5 protein-coding genes are annotated in these 6,654 nt (G+C 75.9%); 4 read left to right on the forward strand and 1 reads right to left on the reverse strand.

What is annotated here, in order from left to right; translation table 11 throughout:
- The first annotated feature begins 43 nt into the window (after positions 1-43).
- From ASG36_RS21275 to ASG36_RS21290, 4 genes are all read left to right on the forward strand, one after another.
- Entirely contained in the window at positions 44-1,264 is a 1,221-nt protein-coding gene (locus ASG36_RS21275; protein ID WP_055769213.1) for a trans-acting enoyl reductase family protein, read from the forward strand.
- 1 nt (position 1,265) lies between these two features.
- Positions 1,266-1,742 (forward strand): GNAT family N-acetyltransferase, encoded by a 477-nt coding sequence (locus ASG36_RS21280; RefSeq protein WP_055769217.1) that lies wholly within the window; start codon positions 1,266-1,268, stop codon positions 1,740-1,742.
- Positions 1,743-1,914: 172 nt separating this feature from the next.
- Complete coding sequence (locus ASG36_RS21285) at positions 1,915-3,291, forward strand: NAD(P)/FAD-dependent oxidoreductase (RefSeq protein ID WP_055769219.1); 1,377 nt, start codon at positions 1,915-1,917, stop codon at positions 3,289-3,291.
- A 62-nt stretch (positions 3,292-3,353) separates the two neighbouring features.
- A complete protein-coding gene (locus tag ASG36_RS21290) occupies positions 3,354-4,049 on the forward strand; it encodes a hypothetical protein (RefSeq protein WP_157499047.1) in 696 nt (231 codons plus the stop codon).
- A 203-nt stretch (positions 4,050-4,252) separates the two neighbouring features.
- On the opposite strand, the gene ASG36_RS23030 is transcribed toward ASG36_RS21290, so the two are convergent.
- Positions 4,253-6,523 (reverse strand): chaplin family protein, encoded by a 2,271-nt coding sequence (locus ASG36_RS23030; RefSeq protein WP_055769225.1) that lies wholly within the window; start codon positions 6,521-6,523, stop codon positions 4,253-4,255.
- Positions 6,524-6,654 lie beyond the last annotated feature (131 nt).

A 6,654-nucleotide genomic window follows, 5' to 3' on the forward strand; every position in this document is an offset into this window, starting at 1 on the left:
GTGGGTGGGCGCGGACGGGACGCCCCCACGGGAGGATGGACCCATGAGCACCGAGCGCGCACACGACGTCGTCCTCTACGGCGCGAGCGGCTTCGTCGGCCGCCTGGTCGCCGAGCACCTGGCCGTGCACGCACCCGCCGGGACACGGATCGCGCTGGCCGGCCGCACCCGCGCCCGGGTCGAGGCCGTCCGCGCCGCGCTGCCGCCCGGTGGCCGCGGCTGGCCGGTGCTGGTCGCCGATGCCACCGACCCGGTCGCGCTGGCCGACCTGGCCCGCAGCACCGCCGCCTTGGTCACCACCGTCGGGCCGTACGCCAAGCACGGCCTGCCACTGGTCGAGGCGTGCGCCCGGGCCGGCACGCACTACGCCGACCTCACCGGCGAGGTGCTCTTCGTCCGGGACGCCGTCCGGGCCGCCGACGCGCTGGCCCGGGAGAGCGGGGCGAGGATCGTGCACGCCTGCGGCTACGACTCGATCCCCAGCGACCTCGCCGTCGCCGAGCTCGCCCGCACCGCGCGCGAGGCCGGCGCCGGGACGCTCACCGACGTGCAGACGGTGGCCACCGCCAAGGGCGGGGTCAGCGGCGGGACCGTGGACTCGCTGCGCACCCAGGTGGCCGCGCTACAGGCCGACCCGAGCCTGCGGGCCGTCGTCGCCGACCCCTACGCGCTGAGCCCGGACCGCGCCGCCGAGCCCGGGACCCGCCAGCCGCGCGACGCCTCGAAGCCCTCCCGGGACGCCTCGGGCCGGTGGACCGCACCGTTCGTGATGGCCCCGTTCAACACCCGTGTCGTCCGGCGCAGCAACGCCCTGCAGGACTGGGCGTACGGCCGGGAGTTCGCCTACGGCGAGGTCATGGCGGCCGGGAAGGGCGTCACCGGCGCGGTCACCGCGGCCGCGGTCACCGGCGGCCTGCTGGCGGCGGTGTCGGCGATGTCCCTGAAGCCCACCGCGGCGCTGCTCGACCGGGTGTTGCCGGCCCCGGGCACCGGCCCCGACGAGGACACCCGGGAGAACGGGTTCTTCCGCATGGTCACCACCGGGACGACGACGTCGGGCCGACGCTTCCGGTCCACCGCCGCCGGTCCGGGCGACCCCGGGTACGCCGCCACCGCGGTCATGCTCGGGCAGACCGCGTTGGCCCTCGCCCTGGACGACCTGCCCGACCGGGCCGGGTCGCTGACCCCGGCGACCGCGCTGGGCACCGTGCTCGTGGACCGGCTGCGGGCCGCCGGGCACACCTACGAGGTCACGGAGCTCTGACGTGGTCCGCCTCGCCGAGCCTGCCGACCTGCCGCTGCTCGCGGCCGTGGAGTCCGCGCCCGACCAGCTCTTCGTGCCCCTCGGGATGACCGACTTCCCGCCCCCGGCCACCCCGGAACAGCGGGCGGGCGCCTGGCGGGTCCTGGTGGAGGGGAGCCCGCCGCGGGGCTTCGCCGTCCTGGAGCTGGTGGACGGTGCGGTGCACCTGGAGCAGCTCTCGGTCGACCCGGCGCTCGGGCGGCAGGGGATCGGGGCGGCACTGCTGGCCGGGGCGGTCGACCAGGCGCGGGAGCACGGCGCCGACCGGGTGACGCTGTGCACCTACGGCGACGTCGCCTGGAACGGGCCGTTCTACGCCCGGCACGGTTTCGTGGAACTGGCCGACCTCACCCCGGGTCTGGCCGCCCTGCGTGCCCACGAGGTCGAGCTGGGGCTGGACCGCTACGGCCGGCGCACCGCGATGGTGCGCCGGCTGTAGTCAGGCGTCGCCGGAGCGGATCACCCGGCCGGGCAGCGCTTGTTCGGATCCTGCGCGGTCATCCGAGACCGGGGTGACCCACCAGACGGGTTCGCCCCCGGGGCGGGTGGGCAGGAGGTGGGTGTCGCAACGGCGCGGTGACCCGTCCAGCCCGCACTCGTCAGGAGCCGTCATGAGCCAGTCCCGCCCGGTGGTCGTCGTCGTCGGAGGGGGCTTCGCCGGCTTCCACGCCCTGCGTCGGCTGGAGAAGACGCTCCCGCCGGAGGCCGCGGAGCTGGTCCTGGTCAACCCCAGCGACTACCTGCTCTACAGCCCGCTCCTGCCCGACGTGAGCGCCGGCGTCGTCGAGCCCCGGCACATCGCCGTCTCGCTGCGCCAGCAGCTGCGCCGCACCCGGGTGCTCCTGGGCAGCGCCACCTCGGTCGACCCACAGGCCAAGACGGTCACCGTCACCACCACCGAGGACGGCGGTGCGGTCGACGGGGAGCACGTCCAGCACTACGACCGGCTCGTCCTCGTCCCCGGCTCGATCACCCGCCAGTTCGACATCCCCGGCGTCGCCGAGCGGGCCCACGGGGTGAAGACCCTCGTGGAGGCCCAGTTCCTCCGCGACCACCTGCTGCGCCAGCTCGACCGCGCTGACGCCCTGCCCGAGGGCCCCGAGCACGACGCCGAGCGCCGCCAGCGGCTTACCGTCGTCGCCGTGGGCGCGGGCTACACCGGCACCGAGATCGTCGCGCAGCTGCAGTACTGGCTCGGCACCATCGCCACCCGCTGGGCGCGCGTCCGGCCCGCCGACATCTCCTGGGTGCTCATCGACCTCGCCAAGAGCGTGCTGCCCGAGCTCGGCCCCGACCTGGGTGCCGTGGCGATGGACGCGCTGCACCGCCGGGGCATCGACGTCCGGCTGGGTGTCACGGTGAAGGAGGCCCGGGACGGCGAGACCGAGCTGACCGACGGCTCCACCATCCCCAGCCGCACCCTCATCTGGGGCGCCGGCGTGGCCGCCAGCCCACTCGTGGGCACGCTCGGGCTGCCGCTGCAGAAGGGCCGGCTCGTCGTCGACGCCGACCTCGCCGTCCCGGGTGTGGACGGCGTCTGGGCCGGTGGCGACGCCGCCGCCGTCCCCGACCTGGCCAGCCCGGACTGGTCCCCGGCCGGCACGACGCAGGACCAGCCGGTCACCCCGCCCACCGCCCAGCACGCCCAGCGCCAGGGAACCGCGCTGGGCCGCAACGTCGCTGCGAGCCTCGGGGTGGGCCGGGCCCGGCCGTACAAGCACCGCGACCTGGGGCTGGTCGCCGACCTCGGCGGTCGGGACGCCGTCGCCAAGCCGCTGGGCATCAAGCTGCGCGGACCGCTGGCCAAGATCGTCGCCCGCGGCTACCACCTGTACGCGCTGCCCTCGATGAACAACCGGGTGCGGGTGGGCACCGACTGGCTGCTGGCCAGCCTGCTGCCCGCCCAGTCGGTGGAGGTCTCCCGGATCTCCTCCGACCAGGCGCTGGTGAGCACCGCGCAGCAGTCGCAGGCACACCTGCAGCGCTGATCCCCCCGCGGAGCCCCGCGCTGTGACACCCTCCGGGCTCGGAACGGTCTCAGGGGGGTCCGGTGCGGGGTCTGCGCGTGGTGGGGGCGGCGGCGGCCGTGCTGGTGACGACGGCAGGGTGCGGGTTCGCCTCGGCGCTGGCCGACCCGCAGGCGGCGCAGTCCGACGCGCCGCCGACCGTCGTCGTGCCCACGACGACGGCGCCGCCGCCGGGTCCGGTCACCCTGGCCGCCGTCGACCTCTCGACCGCGCGTCTGGGGTCCGACCACCTGACCGTCGTGCGGGGCGTGACCCAGACGAACCTGGTCCCGGGCATCGTCGGCTGGCGGGACGACTGCGGGGTCGACTCGGCCGGGCTGCAGTACGTGGCGGTCACGATCGGCTTCGGCGGGTCCGACGTCGCGGGGCACCTCACCGTCGAGCCCGGTCCGGACACCCCGGCCGACATCGCGCCGGTCGGGGTCTTCTTCGACGGCGCCGACGAGCCCTACTGCCAGGACGACCCACCGTTCCAGCCCACAGACACGTTCTGGTGGCACGGCGGGCCGGACGGCGACGTGACCGCCTACATCGTGCTGCGCGACGCGGTGACGCCAGCGACGCCCGAGGGGCGCGCCGAGGTGTTCTCGACGTTGAGCATCCGCATCGACGCGCTGCGGGTCCACGGCGCCGGAGACCAGCCCTTCCAGCTGGCCACGCCCAGCATCGGAGCCCTCTGCGCCGACGACCCCGATGCCCTCTGCGTGCCGCTGACCTGACCTGCTGGTGGAGTGGCAGGGGCGCGGTTCCCGCGCCGCTGTCACTCCACGGCCCGGGTACACCTCCGGCCCGACCGCCCCTGGCTGGGGTGGTCGGGCCGGTGGTGCCCTGTGGGGGTCTCTACTGCTGGTGCTGGCGGCGCCGGGTGGCGGTCGTCAGGCCCAGGCCGAGGGCGAGGGCCGGTGGTGCCCTGTGGGGGTCTCTACTGCTGGTGCTGGCGGCGCCGGGTGGCGGTCGTCAGGCCCAGGCCGAGGGCGAGGGCGAGCAGTGCGGCCAGCAGCGGGGTGGTGAGGTCGGCGCCGGTGTAGGCGAGGGTCTCGTCGCTGCTGGTGTTCTGGTCGTCGGTGCCGGCGTCGTAGGTGACGGCGGTGGCGACGGGGGTGCTGCCGGTGAGGACGACCGGGGTGAGGCCGCGGGGGGTCTCAGGGGTGGTGCTGGGGGTGGTCGGGTCCTCGGGGGTGGTCGGCGGGGTCACCGGGGTCTCGGGGTCCGTGGGGTCCTCGGGGTCGGTGGGGGTGCCGGGGGTGCCGGTGCCGCAGTCGGCGGCGGCGTTGCCGAGCAGGCCGATGGCGATGCCGCAGACGTCGACCGGGACCTCGATGCCGGGCCCGCCGGGGCCGTCGGTGCCGGGGGTCGTGTCGCCGGTGCAGTCGGTGGCTGCGTCGCCGAGGAGGCCGACGCTGATGCCGCAGACGTCCACCGGGACGGTGACGGGGACGTCGATGCCGGTGCCCGGCGTGGTGCCCGGGGTCGGGGTCGTGTCGCCGGTGGTGGCTCCACCGGTGCAGTCCGAGCTGGCGTCACCGAGGACGCCGGCGGCGATGCCGCAGACCTCGACGGGGACGGTGACCGGGACGGTCACGCCGGTGCCGGTGCCGGTGCCGGTGCCGGTGCCGGGGTTGGTGGGCGTGGTGCCCGGGGTGGGCGTGGTGCCGCCGGTGGTGGCGCCACCGGTGCAGTCGGCCGAGGCGTCACCGATGACGCCGCCGGCGATGCCGCAGACGTTCACGGGGACGGTGACGGGGACGTCGACGTCGTTGCCGGAGCCGACGGTGCCGGTGCCCGGGGTCGTGCCGGGCGTGGTCGGCGTGGTGCCCGGGGTGGTGGGAGTGGTGCCGCCGGTGGCGGAGCCGCCGGTGCAGTCGGCCGAGGCGTCGCCGATGACGCCGGCGGCGATGCCGCAGACGTTCACGGGGACGGTGACGGGGACGTCGACGTCGTTGCCGGAGCCGGTGGTGCCGGTGCCGGGGTTCGTCGGGGTGGTGCCCGGGGTGGGCGTCGTGCCACCGGCGGTGGAGCCGCCGGTGCAGTCAGCAGCCGCGTCGCCGAGGAGGCCGACGCCGATCCCGCAGACGTTCACCGGGACGGTGACGGGGACGTCGACGTCGTTGCCGGTGGCGATGCCGTCGGTACCGGCGGCCGGGGTGGTGCCGTTCGTCGGCGTGGTGCCACCCGTGGTGGAGCCCCCGGTGCAGTCAGCAGCAGCCGAACCGATGGCGATGCCGCAGACGTTCACGGGGATGGTGACGGGGACGTCGACGTCGTTGCCGGTGGCGACGCCGCCGTTGTTCGCGGGGGTGGTGCCGGTGGTGGGGGTGCTGCCGCCGGCCGTGGATCCGCCGGTGCAGTCCGCGGCGGCGTCGCCGAGGAGGCCGACGCCGATCCCGCAGACGTTCACCGGGACGCTGACGGGGACGTCGACGTCGTTGCCCGAGGCGATCCCGCCCGAGCCGGTGGTCCCGGTGGCCGGGGTGGGGGCGGTACCGGTGCTGGCGCCGCCGTCGGAGGTCGCGGTGCCATCACCGAGGACGCCGGCGGCGATGCCGCCGACGTTGACCGGGGCGGCGACCTCGAGGTCCACGTCGTTGCCGGAGACGATCCCGCCGGAGGTGCCCGCCCCGGTGGCCGGGGCGTCGGGGGCCGGGGTGGTCGAGGCCCCGCCGGCGGAGTCCGCGGCGGCGGCACCCAGGACGCCGGCGGCGATGCCGCCGACGTTGACGGGGGCGGCGACGTCGATGTCGACGTCGTTGCCGGAGGCGATGCCCCCGGAGGAGGAGGACGGGGCCGGCGCGGGGGCCGGCGCAGGGGCCGGCGCAGGGGCCGGGGCGGTGGACGCTCCGCCGGTGGAGTCTGCGGTGCTGTCACCGGCGACGCCGGCGGCGATGCCCCCGACGTTGACCGGGGCGGCGACGTCGATGTCGACGGTGTTGCCCGAGAGCAGTCCACCGCTGGATGCGGCAGGAGCGGGGGCCGGTGCCGGGGTGGTGGTGCCGCCGGTGGAGGTGGTGGCTGCGTCGCCGAGGAGGCCGGCGGTGATGCCGGTGACGTCGACGGGGGCGGCGATGTCGATGGTGATGGTGTTGCCGGTCAGGAGGCCGGTTCCGGTGTCGGCTGAGGCGATACCGCTGCCGGTGGCCAGGAGGCCTCCGGTGAGCAGTGCCGTCTGCAGACCGCGCTTGACCCACAGGTTCATCGCGAGAGTCCTTCTCAGAGGGGTGGTGCTTCGACTGATGGGTGCCGGCCCGCTCGTGGGGGTCGGGTGTCGCCGTGCTCAGCGCGCAGAGGCTGAGGGCGCCCGGGTCAGTCGGGGGAGAAGGAGGGGTC

Origin of the sequence: Geodermatophilus sp. Leaf369, assembly GCF_001424455.1 — a bacterium.
GTDB lineage: Bacteria > Actinomycetota > Actinomycetes > Mycobacteriales > Geodermatophilaceae > Klenkia.

What these genes read in the sequence shown, in the direction of transcription:
- ASG36_RS21275 (WP_055769213.1), top strand. Translation starts at nt 44, where the DNA reads ATGAGCACCGAGCGCGCACACGACGTCGTCCTCTACGGCGCGAGCGGC.
- ASG36_RS21285 (WP_055769219.1), top strand. Translation starts at nt 1,915, where the DNA reads ATGAGCCAGTCCCGCCCGGTGGTCGTCGTCGTCGGAGGGGGCTTCGCC.
- ASG36_RS23030 (WP_055769225.1), bottom strand. Translation starts at nt 6,523, where the DNA reads ATGAACCTGTGGGTCAAGCGCGGTCTGCAGACGGCACTGCTCACCGGA.